Annotated in this window: 17 protein-coding genes and 2 tRNA genes; 6 read left to right on the top strand and 13 right to left on the bottom strand. The window is 73.2% G+C overall.

The annotated features are described in order from the left end of the window. Window positions 1–22 precede the first annotated feature (22 nt). Window positions 23–3205 (bottom strand): BTAD domain-containing putative transcriptional regulator, encoded by a 3183-nt coding sequence (locus AB0Q96_RS27775; protein WP_365330087.1) that lies wholly within the window; start codon window positions 3203–3205, stop codon window positions 23–25. 168 nt (window positions 3206–3373) lie between these two features. Here AB0Q96_RS27775 and AB0Q96_RS27770 point away from each other — a divergent pair, with 168 nt between their 5' ends. Then, a complete protein-coding gene (locus AB0Q96_RS27770; RefSeq protein ID WP_365330085.1) occupies window positions 3374–4810 on the top strand; it encodes a BTAD domain-containing putative transcriptional regulator in 1437 nt (478 codons plus the stop codon). An 83-nt stretch (window positions 4811–4893) separates the two neighbouring features. Here the strand turns inward: AB0Q96_RS27770 and AB0Q96_RS27765 are convergent, their stop codons facing one another. Next, window positions 4894–5418: a hypothetical protein gene (locus AB0Q96_RS27765; protein ID WP_365330083.1), complete on the bottom strand. Its 525-nt coding sequence runs from the start codon at window positions 5416–5418 to the stop codon at window positions 4894–4896. A 204-nt stretch (window positions 5419–5622) separates the two neighbouring features. On the opposite strand from AB0Q96_RS27765, the gene AB0Q96_RS27760 reads away from it, so the two are divergent. Next, on the top strand, window positions 5623–6012 hold the full coding sequence (locus AB0Q96_RS27760; protein WP_365330081.1) for a CBS domain-containing protein: 390 nt from the start codon (window positions 5623–5625) through the stop codon (window positions 6010–6012). Window positions 6013–6078: 66 nt separating this feature from the next. On the opposite strand, the gene AB0Q96_RS27755 is transcribed toward AB0Q96_RS27760, so the two are convergent. Next, a complete protein-coding gene (locus AB0Q96_RS27755; RefSeq protein ID WP_365330079.1) occupies window positions 6079–7530 on the bottom strand; it encodes a catalase in 1452 nt (483 codons plus the stop codon). Between the two features lie 154 nt (window positions 7531–7684). On the opposite strand from AB0Q96_RS27755, the gene AB0Q96_RS27750 reads away from it, so the two are divergent. After that, window positions 7685–8104: a Fur family transcriptional regulator gene (locus AB0Q96_RS27750; protein ID WP_365330077.1), complete on the top strand. Its 420-nt coding sequence runs from the start codon at window positions 7685–7687 to the stop codon at window positions 8102–8104. 144 nt (window positions 8105–8248) lie between these two features. On the opposite strand, the gene AB0Q96_RS27745 is transcribed toward AB0Q96_RS27750, so the two are convergent. The 4 genes from AB0Q96_RS27745 to AB0Q96_RS27730 form a co-directional block, all read right to left on the bottom strand. Continuing rightward, window positions 8249–8322 (bottom strand) — tRNA-Met (locus tag AB0Q96_RS27745). Window positions 8323–8368: 46 nt separating this feature from the next. Next, complete coding sequence (locus AB0Q96_RS27740; protein ID WP_365330075.1) at window positions 8369–10294, bottom strand: tetratricopeptide repeat protein; 1926 nt, start codon at window positions 10292–10294, stop codon at window positions 8369–8371. A 205-nt stretch (window positions 10295–10499) separates the two neighbouring features. Next, window positions 10500–10573: transfer RNA gene (locus AB0Q96_RS27735), tRNA-Met, on the bottom strand. Between the two features lie 50 nt (window positions 10574–10623). Beyond that, window positions 10624–13596, bottom strand: a complete 2973-nt coding sequence (locus tag AB0Q96_RS27730) for a UPF0182 family protein (protein WP_365330225.1) — start codon at window positions 13594–13596, stop codon at window positions 10624–10626. A 200-nt stretch (window positions 13597–13796) separates the two neighbouring features. On the opposite strand from AB0Q96_RS27730, the gene AB0Q96_RS27725 reads away from it, so the two are divergent. Beyond that, a complete protein-coding gene (locus AB0Q96_RS27725) occupies window positions 13797–14348 on the top strand; it encodes a PPA1309 family protein (RefSeq protein ID WP_365330073.1) in 552 nt (183 codons plus the stop codon). 31 nt (window positions 14349–14379) lie between these two features. On the opposite strand, the gene AB0Q96_RS27720 is transcribed toward AB0Q96_RS27725, so the two are convergent. The 4 genes from AB0Q96_RS27720 to AB0Q96_RS27705 all read right to left on the bottom strand — a co-directional run bounded on the left by AB0Q96_RS27720 (window position 14380) and on the right by AB0Q96_RS27705 (window position 17591). Then, a complete protein-coding gene (locus AB0Q96_RS27720) occupies window positions 14380–15468 on the bottom strand; it encodes a PDZ domain-containing protein (RefSeq protein ID WP_365330071.1) in 1089 nt (362 codons plus the stop codon). 43 nt (window positions 15469–15511) lie between these two features. Further along, a complete protein-coding gene (locus AB0Q96_RS27715) occupies window positions 15512–15748 on the bottom strand; it encodes a hypothetical protein (RefSeq protein WP_365330233.1) in 237 nt (78 codons plus the stop codon). A gap of 180 nt (window positions 15749–15928) precedes the next feature. Then, window positions 15929–16402: a molybdenum cofactor biosynthesis protein MoaE gene (locus tag AB0Q96_RS27710; protein WP_365330069.1), complete on the bottom strand. Its 474-nt coding sequence runs from the start codon at window positions 16400–16402 to the stop codon at window positions 15929–15931. Window positions 16403–16481: 79 nt separating this feature from the next. Then, window positions 16482–17591 (bottom strand): SDR family oxidoreductase, encoded by a 1110-nt coding sequence (locus AB0Q96_RS27705; protein WP_365330067.1) that lies wholly within the window; start codon window positions 17589–17591, stop codon window positions 16482–16484. 211 nt (window positions 17592–17802) lie between these two features. Here AB0Q96_RS27705 and AB0Q96_RS27700 point away from each other — a divergent pair, with 211 nt between their 5' ends. Both AB0Q96_RS27700 and AB0Q96_RS27695 read left to right on the top strand, forming a co-directional pair. Then, window positions 17803–19251 (top strand): zinc-dependent metalloprotease, encoded by a 1449-nt coding sequence (locus AB0Q96_RS27700; protein ID WP_365330065.1) that lies wholly within the window; start codon window positions 17803–17805, stop codon window positions 19249–19251. Further along, entirely contained in the window at window positions 19248–19775 is a 528-nt protein-coding gene (locus AB0Q96_RS27695; protein WP_365330063.1) for an NUDIX hydrolase, read from the top strand. The genes AB0Q96_RS27700 and AB0Q96_RS27695 overlap by 4 nt, the downstream gene beginning before the upstream one ends. 82 nt (window positions 19776–19857) lie before the next feature. On the opposite strand, the gene AB0Q96_RS27690 is transcribed toward AB0Q96_RS27695, so the two are convergent. Beyond that, window positions 19858–20613: an AIM24 family protein gene (locus AB0Q96_RS27690; RefSeq protein ID WP_365330061.1), complete on the bottom strand. Its 756-nt coding sequence runs from the start codon at window positions 20611–20613 to the stop codon at window positions 19858–19860. 17 nt (window positions 20614–20630) lie between these two features. Beyond that, window positions 20631–21311, bottom strand: coding sequence for an AIM24 family protein (locus AB0Q96_RS27685; protein WP_365330059.1), 681 nt, complete (start codon window positions 21309–21311; stop codon window positions 20631–20633). Window positions 21312–21321: the final 10 nt, after the last annotated feature.

Genomic DNA, 21321 nt, shown 5'->3' with positions numbered 1-21321 from the left:
CGGACCGGGGGCGGGCGGCTCCTCAGGGTGTCGGCAGGCTTCCGAGCAGGGCCCGTACGGCCGTCTCCTCCTCCGCGATGCCGAGGCGGGCGTACACCTCGGCCGCGTCCTGGAGGCAGGCCCGGGCCCGGCGCGGCCGGCCGAGGGAGGCGAGTGCCGCGCCGAGGGTGTGCAGCAGGGCGGCCTCCAGGGCGGCGCTGGTCTTGCGGGCGAGCGGCAGCACCGCCTCGGCGGCCTCCGCGGCGAGCGTGGCCCGGCCGGACTCGGCGTGCAGCCGGGCGGCCAGGTCGCCGGCCGCCGCCTCGAACACGGCGACCTGGAGCCGCGCGAACTCCTCGCGCGCCCCGGTCGCGTGCCCGAGCGCCCCCTCCGGGTCCCCGCACAGGCGCAGCACCCGGGCCAGGTAGTAGCGCCCGGTCGCGGCGGACACCGGTCCGGTGCCGCTCATCAGCCGGGCCCCGCGTTCGGCGGCGGCCCGGGCCTCGTCGAGGCGGCCGGTGTGCGCGGCGTTGAAGGCGAACTCCCCGAGCGCGCTGCCCTCGGCCCGCTCGGCGCCGAGCAGCCGGAACGCCCCGGCGGCCCGGTCGGCGTGCTCGGCGGCCTCCGCGTGGCGGCCGTGGATGCGGGCGTTGCCGGCCAGGGTGAGCAGCGCCTTGGCCCGGACCCGGGCGGCGGGCCCGGCGCCGTCGCCCGTACCGGCGTCGCAGAGGCCGACCGCGCGGGCGATCTCGGCGCGCGACTCCTCGTACCGGTTGACGTGCCACAGCATGTTGCCGCGCACGTACCGGGCGAGGGCCTGCGGGCCGTCGGCGCCCCGGGTCTCGGCGGCCTCGGCGACCTGGGCCGCGAGCGCGGCGATGACGGCGGTCTGGGTGCGTTCGAAGAGGACCGAGCCCATCTTGTCGACGAGTTCGGCCGCCCGGGCGAGCGGCAGCCCCTCGTCCGCGCAGGCCAGCGCGACGGCGGCGGCGTGCACGGCGGCCTGCTCGCGCATCCAGCGGACGGCGGCGGCCCCGTCGGCGAGGGCCCGGCCGGGGCGGTCGACGGGGGTGTCCAGGAGGCTCTGCTCGGCCGGGTCGACCGAGCGGGCCGCCGTGTCGGCGTTACGGGCGGTCGCCAGGCAGAAGTCGAGCAGCCGGCCCGCCGCCGCGGTGCGCGCGCCCTCGGTCTCCTCCTCGGCGGCCCGGTCGCGGGCGTAGGCGCGGACCAGGTCGTGGAAGCCGTAGCGGCCGAAGCCCGGCGACTGGAGCAGGTTGAGGTCGACCAGCCCTTCGAGGAGTTCGTCCGCCTCCGCCTCGGTGCGGTCGAGGAGCGCGGCGGCGCACGGCAGCGCGATGTCCGGCGCGTCGGGCAGCGAGAGCAGCCGGAAGGCGCGGGCGGCCTCCGGCGTGAGCCGGTGGTACGAGAGGGCGAAGGTCGCCTCCACGGCGCGCTCCCCGTCGTCGAGCGCCGCCAGCCGCCGCTCGTCGCGCAGCCCCTCGGCGAGCGCGGCGAGGCTCATGTCCGGGTCGGCGGCGATCCGGGAGGCGGCGATCCGCACGGCCAGCGGCAGCCGCCCGCAGGCGGCGACGATCTCCTCGACGCGGCCGGGTTCCGCCGCGACCCGTTCGGCGCCCGCGATCCGGGTGAACAGTTCGGCGGCCTCGGCGGACGGGAGCGGGTCGATCCGCAGCTGGTGGGCGCCGGCCAGGCCGGGCAGCCGGGTGCGGCTGGTGACCAGGACCGCGCAGTCGGCGGAGCCGGGCAGCAGCGGTTCGACCTGCTCGGGACCGGCCGCGTTGTCCAGGACGACGAGCACGCGGCGGCCCGAGAGCGCCGAGCGGTAGCAGGCCGAGCGCTCGGCCGTGCCGGGCGGCACCTCCTCGGCGGCCACCCCGAGGGCGCGCAGGAACTCGGCGAGGACGGCGGCGGGTTCGCGCGGCACCCGGTCGGCGCCGCGCAGATCGGCGAAGAGCTGCCCGTCGGGGAAGCGGCCGGCCGCCCGGCGGGCCGCGTGCACGGCGAGCGTGGTCTTGCCGACACCGCCCATGCCGTCGAGCGCGGACACCACGACGGCCCGGCCGCCCGCCCCCGCGAGCCGCTCCGCGAGGGCGTCCACGGCGCCGCCGCGCCCGGTGAAGTCCGGGAGGTCCGCCGGGAGCTGCTCGGGAGCCCGCCAGACGGGACCGGGCTGCGCGGCGGCCGGCGCGGGCCGCAGCGCGGGGTCCTCGCGCAGGATCCGCAGCTGGAGCCCGGCGGGCGAGTCCGGCCCCCGGTCGCCGGGCGGCAGGTCGCCCCGGGCGTCCTCGAACACGGCGAGCGCCTCGGCCGTCCGCCCGGCCCGGTGCAGGGCGCGCATCAGGACGGCGACGAGCCGGGGCCGCCCCGGATGCTCCAGGCACAACGCGGCGGCCTCGGCCGTGAGATCGGCCCGGTCGGCCAGCTCGGCGTCCAGCTCCAGCCGCCACTCCAGCGCCCCGAGCCGCTCCTCCCCCAGCCGCGCCCGCACACCCTCCGCATGCGGCCCCCCGACCCCGGCCAAGGGCTCCCCCACCCACAACCCCAGTGCCTCCCGCAACAGCTCCCGCACCTGGGCGGGCCCGGGACCGGCCGCCTGCTCGCCCACCCCTCGCGAGCCACCGTCGACGCCAGCCCCGGGGTCATCGCCGGGCTCGGGGCCGTGCCCAGCCGGGGCCATCCCCTCTCCTTGTCCTCCCCCGCCTCCCCCGCCGCCCTCCGACCCCCGCGCCTCCCCAGCCGCCTCCCCCGCCGCCGCTCCCAGCAGCCGGCGCCAGTCGGCCGTGTCCGTGCGGGCGCCGGGGGCCCGGAGGGCGTAGCCGTCGCCGACGCGGACGATCGGGGAGTCGGGGAGGTGGGGGCGGAAGGCGGAGCGGAGGCGGTAGACGAGGAGTTGGAGGGCCTTGCGGGGGTCGGCGGGGGCGGCGCCCTCGCCCCAGACGCCCTCGGCGAGGACGCCGTGCGCGACCGTGCGTCCGGGCGCGTCGAGGAGGACGGCGAGCAGGGCCCGCTGCTGCGGCCTGCCGAGGTCGATCTCCTCGTCCCCGTACCAGGCCCGCAGGGGTCCGAGCAGCGCGAACTTCAGCCTTCCCGGCTCCCCCTGCCGTCCCGTCCCCCCGGTCTCCCCCGCGCGCCCCTGGTCTCCCGTGGCACGCTCCTCCCCCGTGGCTCCCGCGGTCCCCTGATCCCCCGTAGAACGGCTGCCCATGACGCCCGTCACTCCCCTGCCCCATCCCTCATGACCTGTGCTTTTCCCCCTCGGACCGCCCTCCGGCGGGCGACGCGCCCAGGGCGCGCAACCCCATCGGGGCGGGTGGTCCGGCCGCCTATGATGCGGCACGCGACCTGCGACGGACTCATGGCTGAGGGGGGTGTCATGGGGCTCGAATTCGCCATTCTCGGACCGCTCCGCGCGTGGCACGACGGACACGAGCGCGCGCTGGGCCGGCCGCAGCAGCGCGCGCTGCTGTGCGCCCTGCTGCTCGCGCCCGGCGAACTCGTGCCCACGCAGCGGCTGATCACCGCCCTGTGGGGCGAGGACGACGAGGACTGGCCGAAGGACCCGGTCGGCCAGATCGGCACGCACGCGCACCGGCTGCGCAAGGCGCTCGGCGCGGCGCCGGACGCGCTGCTCGGCTCCTCGGGCGGCTACCGGCTGGCCGTGGCCCGCGAGGCGGTGGACGTCTTCCGGTACGAGGACGAGGCCGCCCGCGCCGCGGCCGTGCTGCGCGGCGCCCCCGAGGAGGCCGGGGAGCTGGCCCGGACGGCCCTCGGCCGGTGGTCCGGCACCCCGCTCGACGGGGTGCCGGGGCCGCTCGCGCGACGCACCCGGGACCGGCTCGCGGCCTCCCGGCACGCGGCGCGCATGACCCTGTTCAAGGCGGAACTCGCCCTGGGGCGGCACGCCGAGGCGCTGCCCGCGCTGCGCGAGCTGGTGGCGGCACACCCGGAGGACGAGGAGGCGCACCGGCTCTGTCTGCTCGCGCTGTACCGGTGCGGGCACCGGCCGGAGGCCCTGGCCCTGTTCGCCGCGCTGCGCGAGCGGCTCGACCGGCGGCTGGGGATCGACCCGGGCGGGCCGGTGACCGCGCTGTACGGGCGGATCCGCCGGGACGACCGGTCGCTGGCGGTGCCGGTGCCGCCCCGCCGCCCGCTCCGGCCGTGCCAGCTCCCGCCGGACATCCCCGACCTGGTGGGGCGCGGGGCGCAGGTCCGGGAGGCGGAACGGCTGCTGCGGGCGGGGGCCGGCAGCCCGGTGGTGGCGCTCTCGGGGCCGTACGGGACGGGCACGTCGACGCTCGCGGTGCATCTGGCGCACCGGGTGCGGGACGCCTTCCCCGACGGGCAGCTGTACGCGCGGGGCGATGCCGCCGGGGACGTACGGGAGGTCATGGCCGGTTTTCTGCGGTCGCTGGGCGAGCGCCCGCCCGAGGGCGCGTGCGCGGGGGCGCTCGGCGCCCGGTACCGCGCGGCGCTGGCGGGCCGCCGGGTGCTGGTGCTGCTCGACGGGGCGCCTGAGCCGGGGGCGTTGCTGCCGGGGGTGGCGGGGTGCGCGGCCCTGGTGACGGAGACGGGCGGGGAGCTGGCGGCGGAGGTGGCCCGGCTGCGGATCGGGCCGCTGGAGCCGGACGACGCGTACGAGCTGCTGGCCCGGATCGCGGGTCCGGACCGGATCCACCGCGAGTCCGGCGCGGCGCGTGAACTGGCCGTGCTGTGCGGGCATCTGCCGGCCCGGCTGCGTTCGGCGGCGGCGCGTCTCGCGGCCCGGCCGCAGTGGTCGGTGGCGGACCTGGTGGGCCGGCTCTCGGCGTGACGCACGGCGGCCCCGGCCGGAGAGGGGGTCCGGTCGGGGCCACGTACGGGGGTGGTGGGGATGGGAGCGAGCGCCCCCGACGGTCAGTAGAGGTCCGAGTAGACGATGTCCCGGGTGGTCTGGGAGAAGCCGCGCGCGCTGATGCTGGGGAAGGTGCCGCACTGCCGGTTCGTGTACCAGATGCTGAGGCCCTGCTCGTTGGTGACCTGGAGGCAGGCGTACGCGCTGCCGCCCTTGTACCAGCCCCGGGAGGCGCACTCGCGCTGTCCGTCGGCGGCGTAGACGACGAGCCGCCCGTCGTTGCGCATGACCGCCTTGGCGCCGCAGCCGACGGTGTTGGAGGCCCACATGGGGGTGGCGCGGGACCAGTCGCCGGCGGACTGGGTGCGGTAGAAGACCAGGTTGCCGTCGCCCTGCATGATCAGCCGCGCGTAGTCGGTGCTGACGTGCCAGCCCGGGTAGAGCGGCTCGTCGCCCCAGATGGTGTGGGTGCCGGGGTCGTACGCGGCCTGGGCCGTGCCCGATCCCGCGAGCGTCCCGGCCAGCGCCAGCAGCCCGGCCGCCACGGCCCCCGCCGTCCTGCGCAGCGTCTTCTTCACGATCGTCATCCCCGTCGCCTTTCTGTGGTCCGGCTTGCGTGGCGATCGTCGTCGGCGGCGGTAGACAAACGATGAACGTCCGCTCGCGGGACAGGCGTGCTCCCCTCCGCACCTCGCGCGCCCCCTTGTTGGGGGCGTGGGCCGGTGCCACTCTGAGACTCCCCCCACTTGTGAACTTGTGAAAAAGTTCTCGAACAGGAGGTGGTCCCCTCCATGCTCGTCCGTGACGCCATGAGCACGGTGGTCCTCACCATCGGCCCGGCCCATACCCTCCGCCAGGCGGCCCGTCTGATGTCGGCGCGCCGCGTCGGCGCCGCCGTCGTCCTCGACACCGACACCAGCGGGCTCGGCATCCTCACCGAGCGCGACATCCTCAACGCCATCGGCCGGGACCGGGATCCCGACCACGAGACCGCGGACGCCCACACCACCAGGGACGTCGTGTTCGCCGTGCCCACCTGGACCCTGGAGGAGGCCGCGGAGGCGATGACCCGCGGCGGCTTCCGCCATCTCGTGGTCCTGGACGACCACGGGCCGGTGGGCATCGTCTCCGTCCGCGACATCATCCGGTGCTGGATGCCCCTGCAGAGCGTCGCCGGATGACGCGAGAGGGCCGGACTCCCGTACGGATACGGGGGTCCGGCCCTCTACTGCCTACGACAAGCGTCCTCAGCCGCGCAGGGCCTGGACGGCGGCGTCGAGCCGCTTGCCGAAGTCACCGTCCGCCTTGCGGAAGTTGCCGATCGCGCGCTCGGCGATGTCGTCGCGCGAGACCTTGGCGATGAAGCCCGCCAGGTTCTCGACCAGGCGGCCCTTCTCGTCCTCGGACATCAGGCGGTACAGGGTGCCCGCCTGGACGAAGTCGTCGTCCTCGGCGTGCGAGGGGGCGGCGTGGTCGCCGGTGAGCCCGGTGACCGCGGAGCCCGACCAGAGCGGGCGGTCGGTCTGGTGCGGGCCGCCGAAGCTGTTCGGCTCGTAGTTCTTCGCGCCGGCGTGCCGGCCGTCGTAGAGGAAGCCGTCCCGCGCGTGCGTGCGCGCCTCGGTGGCGTGCGGGCGGTTCACCGGCAGGTGGTCGGCGTTGATGCCGACGCGGTAGCGGTGGGCGTCGCCGTAGGCGAAGAGGCGGCCCTGGAGCATCTTGTCCGGGGACGGGCCGATGCCGGGCACGAAGTGCGCCGGGGAGAAGATCGACTGCTCGACCTCGGCGAAGACGTTCTGCGGGTTGCGGTTGAGCTCCAGGGTGCCGATCTCGATCGGCGGGTAGTCCTCGTGCGGCCAGACCTTGGTGAGGTCGAAGGGGTTGAAGCGGTACTCCGCCGCGTCGGCCGCCGGCATGATCTGCACCTGCACGGTCCAGGTCGGGAAGTCACCGCGCTCGATGGACTCGCGCAGGTCGCGCTGGTGCGAGTCGGGGTCCTCGCCGGCCAGCCGGTTGGCCTCGGCCTGGGTGAGGTTCTTGATGCCCTGGTCGGTCTTGAAGTGGTACTTGACCCAGAAGACCTCGCCGGCCTCGTTGTTCCACTGGAAGGTGTGCGAGCCGTAGCCGTTCATGTGGCGGTACGAGGCGGGGATGCCTCGGTCACCGAAGAGCCAGGTCACCTGGTGGGTGGACTCGGGGCTCAGCCCCCAGAAGTCCCAGACGTTGTCCGCCTCCTGGGAGCCGGTGTACGGGTCGCGCTTCTGGGTGTGGATGAAGTCGGGGAACTTGATGGCGTCCTTGATGAAGAACACCGGGGTGTTGTTGCCGACGAGGTCGTAGTTGCCCTCCTCGGTGTAGAACTTCAGCGCCCAGCCGCGCGGGTCGCGCACGGCGTCGGCCGCGCCGAGGTTGCCCGCGACGGTGGAGAAGCGCAGGAAGGTCTCGGTCCGCTTGCCGACCTCGGAGAGGAACGCGGCCCTGGTGTACGCCGTGACGTCGGCCGTCACCGTGAAGGTGCCGTAGGCACCCGCGCCGCGCGCGTGGACGACGCGCTCCGGGATGCGCTCACGGTTGAAGTGGGCCAGCTTCTCCAGGAGCAGCTGGTCCTGGAGGAGGACCGGACCGCCGATGCCCGCGGTCTCGCTGTTCTGGTTGTCGGCGACCGGCGCCCCGGCCTCGGTGGTGAGCGGTCCCTGCGTCACGTGCGCCTCCTGCGTCGGTTGTACGGCAAACCCGCGGGCCCTGTCCTGAGCCTTTGCTGCACCCGACCCTACAATAGACAATGTCTAAGTCAAGGCCACTTCCAAAGTCACACCCGTTCGGGACACGCGTCCCCCGACTGTTAGGCTGACCCCCATGAGTGACCTGTTGGAACGACTGCGCGGCCGCGGCTGGCGGATGACCGCGCAGCGGCGTGTCGTGGCCGAGGTCCTCGACGGGGATCACGTGCACCTGACCGCCGACGAGGTCCACGCCCGCGCCGTGTCGAGGCTGCCCGAGATCTCCCGGGCGACCGTGTACAACACCCTGGGCGAGATGGTCACGCTCGGCGAGGTGCTGGAGGTCGCGACCGACGGCCGCGCCAAGCGCTACGACCCGAACGCCCACCGGCCGCACCAGCACCTGGTCTGCGGCCGGTGCGGTGCGATCCGCGACGTGCACCCGGCCGGCGACCCGCTGGCCGACCTGCCGGCCGCGGAGCGCTTCGGCTTCACCATCTCGAACGTCGAGGTCACCTACCGGGGCATCTGCCCGAGCTGCGCGACCTCCGCGTAGCCGCACCGAACGTCCAGGGAAAGCCCCCGCCCGATCGTGATCGGCGGGGGCTTTCTCGTACCCGGACGCCCGCCGCGGGAGCCGCACCCGGGAACGACGAAGGCCCGGATCCGTTTCCGGATCCGGGCCTTCGTTGCTACTGAGTAGCGGGGACAGGATTTGAACCTGCGACCTCTGGGTTATGAGCCCAGCGAGCTACCGAGCTGCTCCACCCCGCGTCGGTAAACATGACTCTACGGGACCATTCGGAGCAGGGCAAATCCGTTAGGCGGTGAGCTCCTGGTGCAGCGCCTCGCTGAGCCGGGCGGCCCGCTCCGCCACCTCGGCGGGGCCGAGCTCCACCGCGCGGGCGCACCAGCGGCGCCCCTCGGTCAGCTCCCCGCGGCGCGCCGCGAGCAGGGCGAGCCGCAGCGCGGCCCGGCCGTGGCCGGCGTGCGCGGCGCGCGTCCACCACAGGGCCGCCTCCCGCTCACCGCCCTCGCGGGCGAGCAGCAGCCCCAGGTTGAAGGCGCCGTTGCGGGAGCCGGCCTCGGCCGCCTCCCGGTACCAGCGGGCGGCCTCGGCGACGTCACCGCGTCCGGCGGCGAGCATGCCGACGCGCACCTGGGCGCGGCGGTGGCCCTGCTGGGCGGCCCGCTCGTACCACTCCTCGCACTCGCTCTTCTCCTCGCGCGGCGCGCCGAGGACCGGCGGGCCGGGCTCGGGGCGGCGCGCGTCGAGGACCGAGGCGAGCCGGAAGGCGGCCTCGGCGCTGCCGCCGCCCGCGGCGCAGCGCAGATGCCGCTCGGCGGTCTGCTCGTCGCCGTCGCGCAGGCAGGCGATGCCGACCTGGAGCGCCGCCTCGGTGTGCCCGCCGGCCGCGGCCCGCTCGTACCAGCTCAGCGCCGTACGGTCGTCGTCGCGGCCCGCGTGGAGGATGCCGAGGTTGAAGGCGGCGTCGACGCTGCCGGCCTCGGCGGCCTTGGAGAACCAGGGTTCGGCGCCGCCCGCGTCCCCGGCCTGCAGGAGCAGCACGGCGAGCGCGTTGGCGGCCTCCCGGTGGCCGGCGTAGGCCGCGCGGCGGTACCACTGCTCGGCCTGCGCGGTGCGCTCCTGCGCGGCGCAGAGCAGGCCGAGGTTGTAGGCGCCGTTGACGTCGCCCGCGTCCATGGCGGCGCGGTACCAGCGCTCGGCGGTCTGCTGCTCGCCCCGGGCGGCGTGCAGCGCGCCGAGCGCGTTGGCGGCGTTGCCGTCGCCGTCCTGGGCGGCGCGCAGCCACCACACGGCGGCGCTCTCCTCGTCGCCGGCGTCGCGCAGCAGGAAGCCGAGCGCGCAGGCCGCCTTGGCCTCGCCGTCCTTGGCGGAGGTCAGGTACCAGCGCCCGGCCTCCTTGAGCTCCCCGCGCTTCTCCAGGAGGACGCCCAGGTGCAGGGCGGCCCGCCGGTGCCCGCGCGCGGCGGCCTGCCGGAACCACTGCTCGGCCTCGGTGAGCCCGCTCTTGGGCGCGCCGGTGCCGTCGCCGGCGGCGGGGCCGTCGGCGGTGGTCCGCAGTCCGGTGGCGGTGTCGTAGCTGTGCGGGCCGCGGGCGGGCTCGGTCGCGCGCCGCTCCAGGGAGAGGGCGAGCCGGTAGGCGGCCTCGCGGTGTCCCTGCTCGGCGGCGGCGCGCAGCCAGCGCTCGGCGCCGACGTCGCTGCGGTGCTCCAGGAGGTCGGCGAGGGCGTACGCGCCGAGGGCGTGGCCCTGCTCGGCGGACTGGCGCAGCCAGTACTCGGCGCCGGGCTCGTCGCCGCGCTCGCGGTGGTGGCGGCCGAGGGCGTGCGCGGCGGGCGCGGAGCCGGCGACGGCGGCGACCCGCCACCAGCCGGCGGCCTCGTCCGGGTAGCCGCGCTGGTGCAGCAGCACGCCCAGGTTGTTCGCGGCGGCGCGGTCGCCCTCGGCGGTGGCGCCGCGCAGGTACGGCTCGGCGCCGTCCAGGTCGCCGCGGCGCAGCAGCAGTGCGCCGAGGACGCTCATGGACGCGGCGTCGCCGTTCTCGGCGGAGCGCCGGTGGTGGGCCTCGGTCTCGGCCTCGTTCTCGTGGTCGGCGGTGGTGTCGACGGTCTCATCGACGGCCCCCGCGGCCTCGATGATGTCGTCTGCGGCGTTTCTCGGATGCCGCTGCACAAACCGCCCTGTCTCCAACAGAGTTGCCCTGTCCCCCATAAATACCATCGTCGCACCACCCGCAACCCGCGTACACCTGGTATAGCTCAGCCGGTGAGGTCACTTCAGCGTTTTGTCGACATGCCCACAGGGAGACAAGTCAAACACGGATCGTCCCAACTCGCCCCCTCCGCACCGCTCTTCGGGACGCGTGCCACGTCCTCAGGACATGACGAAGGCCCGAATCCAGATGGATCCGGGCCTTCGTCTTCAGTAGCGGGGACAGGATTTGAACCTGCGACCTCTGGGTTATGAGCCCAGCGAGCTACCGAGCTGCTCCACCCCGCGTCGGTGAATACAACGTATCACGACGCGGGAGTGGAACCGAAACGGCGTCCTCAGCCCCCCGGGGCGGCCGGCGGGCTGGCCGACGTGCTCGGGGCCGTACCGGGGCTCGTCTTCGGCGCGGGCTTGGCGCCCCCGGTGCCGCTCTGCAGCTTCGCCCCGGCGTCCGCCGCGCGCTGGAGCGCGTCCTGCAGGGCCTGCTGTGACTTGCCGTACGCCGTCCAGTCGCCCTTCTGGAGCGCGGCCTCACCGTCGTCGTACGCCTTCTGCGCGTCGGCGATGGCCTGCTTCAGCGCGGCGTCGTTGGTCGCCGGCTGCGGCGGCTTGGTGGTGCCCGGCGGCTGCGTCGGCGGCGGGGTGGTGCCGTCGACCCCGAAGACCGCGTTGAGGGCGGACGTCAGGTTGTCCTCGAACACCGTGGTGTCCTTGGTGGTGTCGCCGTCCGGCTGGTCCGCGTCCACGTAGGACACCGCGACCTTCTTCAGCAGCGGGTACTGCGCGTTGCGGCCCTGGGCGTACACCGGCTCGACGTAGAGGAAGCCGCCGTCGAGCGGCACCGTCAGCAGGTTGCCGTAGAGGATGTCGGAGTCGGCACCCTTCATGTCCCGGACGAAGGTCGCCACGGACGGAAGGCTGTTGAGCTTGTTCTGCACCTGCTGGGGTCCTGGGACGTCCGAGGTGACTCTCAGCAGCCTTATCTTGCCGTAGTCCTTGCTGTTGGCGTCGGCGTCCACCGCCATGAAGGCGCCCAGGTTGGGCCGGCCGGCCGGGGTGAACGTCGTCGTCAGCGAGAACTGCTCGGCCGACTCCCCGGGCATCTTCATGCTCAGGTAGTACGGCGGCACCGCGTTGCCGTCCTTGTTGGTCGGGTCGTCCGGCACCTGCCAGGCGTCCGAGCCGCTGTAGAACTGGGCCGGGTCCTGCACGTGGTAGCGGGTGAGGAGCTCGCGCTGGACCTTGAACATGTCCTGCGGGTAGCGCAGGTGCTTCATGAGGTCGGCGTCGATCTGCCCGCGGTCCTTGACCGTGCCGGGGAACGCCTTCATCCAGGTCTTGAGGACGGGGTCCTGCTCGTCCCACTGGTAGAGGTTCACCGTGCCGTCGTAGGCGTCGACGGTGGCCTTCACCGAGTTGCGGATGTAGTTGACCTGGTTCTGCTGGGCGACGACCGCGCGCTGCTGGTTGCCGACCGTCAGGGAGTCGGCCGTGGTGTCGCCGAGGGTGGTGCGCGAGGCGTACGGGTAGCCGTTGGTGGTGGTGTACGCGTCGACGATCCACTGGATGCGTCCGTCCACGACCGCCGGGTAGGCGTCGCCGTCGATGGTCAGCCAGGGGGCGACCGCCTCGACGCGCTCCTTGGGCGTGCGGTTGTACAGGATCCGCGAGCCGTCGCCGATGGCCCCCGAGTAGAGGATCTGCGGCTCGCTGAACGCGACCGCGTACGCGGCGCGGTTGAAGGCGCTGGAGAGGCTGACACCGCTGTCGCCCTTGTAGCTGGTGGTCTTCTCGCCGTTCGCCTCGTAGTCGAGCTCCTTCTGGGGCCCTCCCACGATCGAGTACTGGTCGGTCTTCTCGCCGTAGTAGATGCGCTGCTCGTACGGGCCGAGCATGCCCGTGGTCGGCAGTCCGGCCTCGGTGAAGATCGGCGAGCCGTTGGCGTCCGTCTGGGTACCCGTGGCCATGATCGCGCCGTAGCCGTGGGTGTAGGTGAAGTGGTCGTTGATCCAGTTCCGCTTCGGGATGCCCTTGATGTTGAGCTCACGCAGGCCGACGACGGTGTCCTTGCCCTGGTAGCGGTCGACGTCGAGGGTCAGCGGGAACTGGTAGTACTTCCGCTTCTGCTCCAGCTGCTGGAAGGTCGGCGACACGATGTTCGGGTCGATCAGCCGGTAGCTGGCCGCCGTGTCGGCGTCCGCGCGGAGCTGGTCCTTGGCCTTGACCGTCGACTTGCCCGAGTAGTTCTCCGCCTGGGTGGAGTCGATGTCGTACGCCTTGCGCGTCGCGTCGATGTTCTTCTTGATGTACGGCGCCTCCTTGGCCTGCTCGTTCGGCTGGACCTGGAACTTCTGCACGATGGCCGGGTACAGGCCGCCGATCAGGATCGCCGAGAGCACCATCAGGCCGAAGCCGATCACCGGCAGCTGCCAGGTGCGCCGCCACAAGGTGGCGAAGAACAGCAGCGCGCAGATCACCGCGATGCAGAACAGGATCGTCTTCGCCGGAAGGTAGGCGTTGGCGTCCACGTACCGCAGACCGGTCCAGTTGCCGGTGGCCTTGAAGTCGCTGGACTTCACCGCGAGGCCGTACCGGTCCAGCCAGTACGCCACGGCCTTCAGCGACACGAAGACGCCGAGCAGCACCGACAGGTGTCCGGTCGCCGCCGCCGTGGCGCGGGCGCCCGGGCTGGTGACCCGCAGTCCGCCGTACAGGTAGTGCGTGAGGGCCGCCGCGATCAGCGAGAGCACGGTGGCGCCGAAGCCGAAGGCGAGCAGGAAGCGGTACCAGGGCAGGTCGAACGCGTAGAACGACACGTCCAGCTGGAACTGCGGGTCCTTCTGACCGAAGGAGACCCCGTTCACCCACATCAGCCAGGTGCGCCACTGCCCGGAGGCGGAGGCGCCGGCGATCAGGCCCACCAGGGCCGTGACGGCGAGCAGCACCCACTTCTTGAAGGGGGCGAGCCCCATCCGGTAGCGGTCGAGGCTCTGCTGCTCCAGCGACATCGCGCTCAGCGGCGGCCGCAGCCGGTACGCCAGCCAGATGTTCAGGCCGACGGCCAGGGCCATGAGCAGACCGAAGACGAGGAAAAGGCCGATCTTGGTCCACAGCGTGGTGGTGAAGACGGACGAGTAATGGACGGAACGGAACCAGAGCCAGTCCGTCCAGAATCCCGCGAACATCACGAACACCATGGCGAGAACGGCCAGCACGCCCAGGGTCATGAGCAGCGTACGGGCCCGCCGGGACGGCCGGCCGACTCTGATCCTTGGCCCGGACGGGCCTGTGCCGCCGCCGCGGTCCGGCATCTGGAAAGCCAACGTGCGCCCCTCGAGGTTGATGCGTCGATAAGCAGGCTCCGCGATCGTAGAGCCCACTGATGCAACTTACTGAGGCTTTACCGAGTTCCCGGAGTCGCCGCCGTTTCCCTTCCTCCGCGGTGCCCGGGAAAGAGCTCGGCGGACCCTTCGGGCGGGACTTCGGCGAAAGACCAGGCAGGATGTTGTCCATGTCCAACGTTTCCCCCTCCGGCCCCCAGATGGCCTCGAGCCCCCTCACCCGCGCCGTGCTCGAGATCGACGAGTACGCGTCGGGCCTCGGCTGGGACCAGCCGGCCCGTCTCTTCGCCCTGGTCGACACGGCCAAGCTGCGCGCCCAGGAGCCCTCGCTCGCCTCCCAGCTCGGCCTCGGCGGCGCCACCGCCGGCTACACCCCGATCGAGCAGGACCAGCTGCCGCGCGGCAAGGCCCTCGACGAGTTCCTCGGGACCGTGGCCTGGCCCTCCGCGGTCACCGGCTGCGCGCTGACCGTGGAGCGGATGATGCTGCCGCCGTCCGCCGAGGCCGCCGTGCCCAAGGACCTGGGCGGGGCCGCGCTCGCCAAGTGGGTGGCCCGGCACCCGGACCGCCAGGAGGTCCGGATGACCGTGGCCGTGCTGCGCGACGGCTCCCGCGAGGCCGCGATCCGGCTGCGCGAGAAGGACTCGCCGAACGAGGTGCTGACCGGGCCCGACCTGGTGCCGGGCCTCGCGGACGCGCTGTCGGCGACCTTCGCCTCGTAACGGGGCCGGCCGCCCCCGCCCGGCGGTGGGGTCAGCTCTTGGAGCAGCTGGGCAGGGCGGCGGTGTCGCCCTTGCGCAGCTGCTCCAGGGCCTTGGTCGCGTCGCCGATGGTGCCGACCTTGACGAGGGTGAGTCCGTCCGGGGTGTCGGCGGCGGCGGCCGCGCAGTTGTCCGCCGGGGTGAGGAAGTACTCGGCGCCCGCGTCGCGCGCGCCGACCAGCTTCATCTCGATGCCGCCGATCGGGCCGACCTTGCCCTTGTCGTCGATGGTGCCGGTGCCGGCGATGAACTTGCCGCCGGTGAGGGACTCGGGGGTCAGCTTGTCGACGATGCCCAGCGCGAACATCAGGCCGGCGCTGGGGCCGCCGACGTCGGCCAGGTTGATGTCGATGGTGAACGGGAAGACGTGGTCGGTGCCGGCCTGGATGCCGACGATGGCCCGGTCCCCCTCCTGCGACTTCGCGGTGGTGAGGACCACCTTCTTCGTCGCCGTGGCGTCCTTGTGGGCCTTCTCCGCCGCGGCCGCCTCCTTGGCGGGGACGATCGTGAACTCCACGTCCTGACCGGGCTTGCGCTTGGTGACCTGCTTGGCGACGTCGCCCGGCTCCTTGACGGCCACGCCGTCGACCGCGCGGATCACGTCGCCCGCGTGCAGCTTGCCCTCGGCGGGGGTGTTCTTGACAACGGTGGCGACGACGACCCGGGTGGTCACCGGGATGCCCAGCTCCTTGAGGGCGGCGACCTTGGCGCTCTCCTGGGACTGGCTGAACTCCTCGGCGTTCTCCTGGCTCGACTGCTCCTCGGTCTTGCCGTCCGGGTAGAGCGTGTCGTGCGGGACGACCACGCTGTCGTGGGCGAGCCAGCCGTAGACGGCCTCGACCGCGTTCATGTTGTAGTCCGCGCCGGTGACACGGACCGTCGTCATGTTGAGGTGGCCGGTGGTCGGGTAGGTCTGACGACCCGAGATCTGGAGGACCGGCTCTCCGCGCGCCTCGCCGAGGGTGTTCACCGTCGGACCGGGGCTCATCTCCGAGTACGGCACCGGGATGAGGACGCCCACGCAGAGCAGCGTGATCAGGACCAGGGTGGAGGCGAGCATCGTCGCGGTGCGGCGTGGCATGGAACGACAGTACGGGACCGGCCTGTGAGTGCGCCTTCGGGGCTCAGCCGCTGGTGGAACTCGCGGCCGGGGTCGGCGCGGCGGCGGGGGCCGTCTCGTGCTCCGGGCGGGCCGAAACGGAAGCGGGGGCGTGGGAACGCTCCATGGCGTCCCTGAACCGCGCGTAACCCGCGAGTTCGGCGACGTCCCCGATGGTCTTGTTGCGTGAAGCCCAGCTTCCCCATATCGCCGCGCCGACGACTGCGAAAAGCGGAATCAGCAACCACGCGAGCGCTGCCATCCCGACCTCCCATCCCCAATGGTCCCCAGTGAGTGGATCAGCAGATTATTCATCCGCGGAATCAACGCTCGTACCTGGGGGGCGGTTACGCAAATCGGGGCGTTCGACTACGGCTCGTCGGCGTGGCGCCTTGCGTGATCAGCAGATCTTCAGCAGGCCCCCAGACTCGGGGTCAAAGCCTCAGCAAGCCCCGACCCACTCCTCGGTGCCGTCCGAGAAGGTCTGGTGCTTCCAGATCGGGACCTCGTGCTTGAGGTCGTCGATGAGCTTGCGGCATGCCTCGAACGCCTCGGCCCGGTGCGGGCAGGAGACGGCGACGACGACCGCGATGTCACCCACATGGAGGTCACCCACCCGGTGGACGGCGGCCAGCGCGCGGACCGGGTGGTCGGCCACGACCTTCTCGGCGACCCGGCGCAGCTCCGCCTCGGCGGAGGGGTGGCAGGAGTAGCCCAGGGCGTCGACGTCGGCACCGCCGTCGTGGTTGCGCACCGTGCCCACGAAGAGCGTCATCCCACCGGCGGCGTCGTCGCCGACGGCGCGGAAGACCTCGTCGACCGAGAGCTCGGTGTCGCGGATCGCGAGGAGCCTGATCGGGTCGTCCCCGCCCAGCTCGCCGGGGTGGTCGCTGGGGTGGGCGTGCGTGTGTGCCATGCCCACCATCGTGCCGCACCGCGCGGACAACGCGGAATAGCGTTTTCGACCGGCCGCGCCGACCCTCCGTAGGAGGGTCCTACAGGCCCCGGCGCTTCCGCATCTGCCGGACCAGGGCCGCCGTGCCGAGCAGCGCCACCGTCGCACCGGCCGCACCGGCCGCCGTCGCGTCCTTGCGCCCGAGCCGGCGTCCGGCGACGGTGTGCCGGCCCTGGACCTCCTCCAGGAGCGCGGCGAGCACCTCCTCGTTGGTCCACCGCGGCCGCCAGCCGGCGTCGTGCAGCCGCCCGACGCTGACCACCCAGGGGTGCATCGTGTACGCGAGGTCGCCCGCCGGGGACGGAGTGAGCCCGATCCGGTGCAGCCGGGCCGCCGCGCCCAGGGCGACGGCCGAGGGCAGCTCCATGCGGCGGATGCCGGACAGCTCCTCGACCTCCTCCTGCTCAAGCCAGCCCTCGCAGCCGACCGCGAACTCGCCGTCGACCTTCTCCAGGGCCGCGTACTCCAGGGCGCTGACCAGGTCGTCCACGTGGCAGAACTGCCAGGTGGGACGGGATCCGGCGACGACGAGGAGCCGGGGTGACTCGAAGTAGCGGGTCAGTGCCGTGTCCGTACCGCCGATCAGGACGGCCGGCCGCACCACGGTCACGTTGAGGCCGGGGTGGGCGCGCGGGGCGCGGCGGCCCAGGCGCTCGATCTCCAGGAGGTCGCCGACGCCGGTGGCCTCGGCGGTGGCGCGCAGCTCGGCGTCCTCGGAGAGCGGGATGTCGTTGTCGGGCAGGGCCCCGTAGACCATCGTGGAGGTGCAGAGCACCACCCGGTGCACCCCGGCCGCGGCGGCGGCCGTGAGGACGGTCTGGGTGCCGCGCACGTTGTAGGCGGTGCGGGCGGCCGGGTCGGTCTCCAGGTCGAGGTCGACGGCGAGGTGCACGACCACGTCCACACCGCGCAGCTTCTCCGCGATGGCCGGATCTCGTACGTCGAGGATGTGCCACTGCGCCTCGGGCACCTCGCCCCGGCGCTCGTCGATCGCGACGAGCTGCTTGATCTCGTCGGAGGCGGCGAGGCGCCTGGTCAGGAGGTCGCCGACGCCTGTCGCGGCACCGGTGACCGCGACGACGGGTCCGCGCGCGGCGGACCTGGCCGAGTGGTTTCGCGCTGCGCGAACCTGAGGATCTGGGGAACTCACCGGGCGTCTCCAGCGGTTGTCTTCAGTACGTACGTGAATGACGCGTACGTACCAGGTGGCGTCCATCCTGCCGCAGCCCACGGCCCGGCGGAGCACCGAGCCCGGATCCGGCACGGATGTCTACGCTGGTGGTGTGTAGTCGGGGAGGCGAGCCGAGCCGAGAACCCGCCGTCGGACGAGAAGCCGGCGGCCCTACGAGCCGAGGAAACCTGTGAGCGACACCCCATTCGGATTCGGCCTTCCGCCGGAGGAGCCGGAGAACGGCGACGAAGGCAAGAAGAAGGACCCCGCCGGAGGTGGCCAGGGGTCCGGTGGCCAGGGCGGCGACCCGTTCGGTTTCGGCGGGCTGCCCGGCATGGGCGGCGCCGGTGGTCCCGGCGGCGCGGACAACCCGTTCGCCGCGATGTTCGGATCGCTGAACCCCCAGGACCTGGGCGCGGCGTTCCAGCAGCTCGGCCAGATGCTCAGCTACGAGGGCGGCCCGGTCAACTGGGACATGGCCAAGCAGATCGCGCGCCAGGTCGTGGCCCAGGGCACGCCCGACGGCACGAAGGACGCCAGCGTCGGCCCGTCCGAGAAGGCGGCGGTCGAGGAGGCGGTGCGCCTCGCCGACCTGTGGCTGGACCAGGCGACCTCGCTCCCCTCGGGCGCGAACACCGCGGTGGCCTGGAGCCGTGCCGAGTGGGTCGAGGCGACCCTCCCGGCCTGGCAGCAGCTGGTCGACCCGGTCGCCGAGCGGGTCGGTACGGCGATGGGTGACGTGCTCCCGCAGGAGATGCAGGCCATGGCGGGCCCGCTGATCGGCATGATGCGCTCCATGGGCGGCGCCATGTTCGGCCAGCAGATCGGGCAGGCCGTGGGCGCGCTCGCGGGCGAGGTCGTGGGCTCGACGGACGTCGGGCTGCCGCTCGGCCCGGCCGGCCGCGCGGCGCTGCTGCCGCTGAACGTGGCGGCCTTCGGCAAGGACCTGGGCGTCCCCCCGGAGGAGGTCCGGCTCTACCTGGCCCTGCGCGAGGCGGCGCACCAGCGTCTCTTCGCCCACGTGCCGTGGCTGCGCTCGCACCTGTTCGGCGCGGTCGAGGGCTACGCGCGCGGGATCAAGGTCGACACCTCCAAGCTGGAGGAGGCGGTGGGCCAGCTGGACCCGACCCACCCCGAGCAGTTGCAGGAGGCGCTCCAGCAGGGCATGTTCCAGCCGGAGGACACGCCGGAGCAGAAGGCGGCCCTGGCCCGTCTGGAGACGGCGCTCGCGCTGGTCGAGGGCTGGGTGGACGCGGTGGTCCACGAGGCCGCGAAGTCCCGGCTGACCTCGGCGGACGCGCTGCGCGAGACGCTGCGCCGGCGCCGGGCGACGGGTGGCCCCGCGGAGCAGACCTTCGCCACGCTGATCGGCCTCGAGCTGCGTCCGCGCCGGCTGCGGGACGCGGCCCGGCTGTGGGCCTCGCTCACGGACGCGCGCGGGACGGACGGCCGGGACGCGCTGTGGGAGCACCCGGACATGCTGCCGACGGCGACCGACCTGGACGACCCGGACGGCTTCGTGCACCGTGAGCACCTGGACTTCTCCGAGCTCGACAAGATGCTCGGCGAGGCCGCGAAGGGCGACGGGGAGACCCCCGGGGAGCAGGGCAAGGGCGAGTCCGAGGGCGGCAAGGAGTGACGCTGCGCGACGACGCGGTCCTCGTCCTGAAGGGGTACGAGGACCAGCCGGAGCTCCGTGACGCCTATCTGGCGCACCTCGCGGAGCACGAGGGCGGCATGTACAAGCCGTGCACGGCGGGTCACCTCACGAGCAGCGCGCTCGTGATCGACCCCTCGCGCGGGCGGGTGCTGCTCACCCTGCACAAGAAGCTGAAGATGTGGCTGCAGATGGGCGGCCACTGCGAGCCGGGCGATCCGACGGTCGAGGCGGCGGCGCTGCGCGAGGCGACGGAGGAGTCCGGCATCGCGGGCCTGACGCTGCTGCCGGGCGGCCCGGTGCGGCTGGACCGGCACCCGATCCCGGCGCCCTGCCACTGGCACCTGGACGTGCAGTACGCGGCGCTGGCCCCGGCCGGGGCGGAGGCGGAGATCAGCGAGGAGTCGCTGGACCTGCGCTGGTTCGCGTACGACGAGGTGGCGGGCGTGGCGGACACGTCGGTGGTGCTGCTCCTGGAGCGGACGCTGGCGCGGCTCGCCGCGTAACGGCTCGGTCCGGCGCGTGCGTGCCGGACACGGGTAAGGGGCGGTCGCCACGGCGACCGCCCCTTACCCGTCCGCGGGTGCGTCAGCTCCAGGCGTTGTTCTGGTTCTGGGCGTGGGCGCCGTGCTGGCCGACGCCGTACTGGGCGGCGAGGCCCTGTCCGACGGCGGCGTGCTGCGGCGGCATGACCTCGCTGGGCTGGACGAGGGCGAAGCCCTGGCCGAGGAAGCTGAGCTCCCAGCCCTCGCCGGTGCCGCCGCGGCGGTGCCGGACGCCGGAGTTGTGGGTCTGCGCCTGCATCTGGACCCGCAGCCCGCTGGACCAGGCGACGATCGCGTCCGCGTCGGCACTCACGTACTTGTCGGGCGTGACCTGCATCATCAGGGGCTGGCCGGAGGTCATCAGGGCGACCTTGCCGCGGCCGGAGATGTTCAGCTGGTACTTGCCGGTGCCGGAGACCCCGTACTGGCTGTCGACGGCGATGACCTCGGTGTGCAGCGTCGAGTCGAGCGCGAGGACGTACGAGCTGTCGACGGTCAGGCCCTCCTGCTCGACCTCCATCACGTGGATGTTCTGCGCGAGGTTGGCGAAGTAGACGGTGCCCTGGCCGGAGCAGCGCATGAGGTCGAGTCCCTCACCGGTGCGGGCGCGGGCCCGGCGCTGGCCGGAGGTCTGGTACTCGCCGTCGAAGTCGACGAGCCCCTGGTAGGCGACCATCGCTCCCTTGCGGGCCAGGACGTCGTCCTGGCCGCCGAGGGTGACCCGCAGCAGCTGCGGGTTCTGGATGACGTACCGCTCCTGGCTCTGCTGTTCGGCGTGGTTGAAAAGCGGGCTCTGCATGGTGTTCTCGCTCCCCCTCAGCCCCGGGCCCGAAGGCGGTCGGAGCTGTCCTCGCTCGGCTGTACGACGACGATGCCCTGGCCGGAGAAGGCCATCTGGAAGGCCTCGCCGCTGCCCCGCCCGATGAGGGAGGAGGCCTTGAAGCTGCGCTTGCCCTTGACCTTGAGCGCCGGGGACCAGGCGACGAGCGCGTCCGGGTCGACGTAGGTCTCGTCCTCGCCGCGGCCGCAGTCGACGACGATCGGCGTGCCGCGCGAGGTGAGCGCGACCCAGCCGGTGCCCGCGACCTGGACGTTGAACAGGCCCTGTCCGGCGAACTTGGCGAGGCCCTTGACCCGCTCGACGCCCCACTGGAGGTGCGCGTCGAAGGCGAGCAGGTTGCTGCCGTTGACGGAGAGTGCCTCGTTGCTGAGGTTGATGACGACGACGTCGGCGCCGTAGTCGGCCAGGTAGAGCAGTCCGTCGCCGGAGCACTTCATGACGGGGGCGCCCTCGCCGGTGAGCCACTGCTGGGCGACCTGGCGGACGGCCGGCGGGTTGGGCTCGTAGGTGATGAAGCCCTCGTAGGCGACCATCGAGCCGGTGCGCGCGTAGAGGTCCTGGCCGGTGGCCATGGCGACCTTGAGCATGGAGCGCCCGTGGTTCTCCATGCGGGCCGTGACGGGGGTCGGGGCGTAGCCCGCGAGTTGCTGGTTCATGGTTCCGGGC

The sequence above is a fragment of the Streptomyces sp. NPDC093111 genome (assembly GCF_040683955.1).
In the GTDB taxonomy this organism is placed as follows: domain Bacteria; phylum Actinomycetota; class Actinomycetes; order Streptomycetales; family Streptomycetaceae; genus Streptomyces.
The sequence above is the reverse complement of the archived record's forward strand: the minus strand, read 5'-3'. Positions and strand labels throughout refer to the sequence as shown.

Bases quoted from the DNA above. Each gene is read 5' to 3' on its own strand.
- AB0Q96_RS27775 (WP_365330087.1), bottom strand. From the start codon at position 3,205: ATGGGCAGCCGTTCTACGGGGGATCAGGGGACCGCGGGAGCCACGGGG.
- AB0Q96_RS27770 (WP_365330085.1), top strand. From the start codon at position 3,374: ATGGGGCTCGAATTCGCCATTCTCGGACCGCTCCGCGCGTGGCACGAC.
- AB0Q96_RS27765 (WP_365330083.1), bottom strand. From the start codon at position 5,418: ATGACGATCGTGAAGAAGACGCTGCGCAGGACGGCGGGGGCCGTGGCG.
- AB0Q96_RS27760 (WP_365330081.1), top strand. From the start codon at position 5,623: ATGCTCGTCCGTGACGCCATGAGCACGGTGGTCCTCACCATCGGCCCG.
- AB0Q96_RS27750 (WP_365330077.1), top strand. From the start codon at position 7,685: ATGAGTGACCTGTTGGAACGACTGCGCGGCCGCGGCTGGCGGATGACC.
- AB0Q96_RS27740 (WP_365330075.1), bottom strand. From the start codon at position 10,294: ATGGTATTTATGGGGGACAGGGCAACTCTGTTGGAGACAGGGCGGTTT.
- AB0Q96_RS27730 (WP_365330225.1), bottom strand. From the start codon at position 13,596: ATGCCGGACCGCGGCGGCGGCACAGGCCCGTCCGGGCCAAGGATCAGA.
- AB0Q96_RS27725 (WP_365330073.1), top strand. From the start codon at position 13,797: ATGTCCAACGTTTCCCCCTCCGGCCCCCAGATGGCCTCGAGCCCCCTC.
- AB0Q96_RS27720 (WP_365330071.1), bottom strand. From the start codon at position 15,468: ATGCCACGCCGCACCGCGACGATGCTCGCCTCCACCCTGGTCCTGATC.
- AB0Q96_RS27715 (WP_365330233.1), bottom strand. From the start codon at position 15,748: ATGGCAGCGCTCGCGTGGTTGCTGATTCCGCTTTTCGCAGTCGTCGGC.
- AB0Q96_RS27710 (WP_365330069.1), bottom strand. From the start codon at position 16,402: ATGGCACACACGCACGCCCACCCCAGCGACCACCCCGGCGAGCTGGGC.
- AB0Q96_RS27690 (WP_365330061.1), bottom strand. From the start codon at position 20,613: ATGCAGAGCCCGCTTTTCAACCACGCCGAACAGCAGAGCCAGGAGCGG.
- AB0Q96_RS27685 (WP_365330059.1), bottom strand. From the start codon at position 21,311: ATGAACCAGCAACTCGCGGGCTACGCCCCGACCCCCGTCACGGCCCGC.